Source organism: Oleiphilus sp. HI0086, from assembly GCF_001635225.1.
In genome coordinates this window covers 1-557 of the sequence record NZ_LWFZ01000669.1, presented here as the reverse complement: position 1 = coordinate 557, position 557 = coordinate 1, and the positions used below count along the sequence as shown (strand labels likewise).

Sequence of the window (557 nt, the reverse complement as noted above, 5' to 3'; positions counted from 1 at the left end):
TACCCAATCAAGCATTGAAGCCATTGCACTGACTCTAGGCTATGATGATGCTTCCAACTTTAACCGTTCATTTAAGCGCTGGTTCGATAGCTCACCATCGCAATTCAGACAAGCTCACAAACAGTCCTTATAAGCCAAGATCTAGTCTTTATTGAATCAAAATGACTACTAGTTGAGCCCAAATAACCTGTTTGCGCTAGTCACGCTCTCGTAGAATGGTTTTCATCAAAAGTGCCCACGCACCTAGATTAAACCCTATAAGAAAAACAAGAGAGCGTATTATGAACACTACCGTTTACCCTCAGCAAACTGGCGCATGGATCCGTAGCAAACGCTACTGGTACTTACTCTCTATCCTTACGCCAATGATTCCTTTAGCCTCCGCTTATGCTGCCGTTGAAACCGGTTATGGCCTTTGGCTTTGGTTTACTGTGGTTTTTCTTTACGGCATGCTACCTCTAGCTGATCACGTATTTGGTGAAGACCGCGCTAATCCAGACGACGAACTCGTTTCACAGCTCAAAGACCAAAGCTATTATGTCAATATTATGTATATT

At 43.1% G+C, this 557-nt stretch carries 1 protein-coding gene and 1 pseudogene; both read left to right on the top strand.

The window, feature by feature from the left end; genetic code table 11:
• Positions 1-13: 13 nt before the first annotated feature.
• The gene (locus A3756_RS29230; RefSeq protein WP_082865186.1) at positions 14-133 is read left to right on the top strand and encodes a helix-turn-helix domain-containing protein; all 120 of its coding nucleotides are present in this window, start codon (positions 14-16) and stop codon (positions 131-133) included.
• A gap of 148 nt (positions 134-281) precedes the next feature.
• Positions 282-557, top strand: a pseudogene (locus tag A3756_RS09865) (hypothetical protein); the annotation flags it as partial.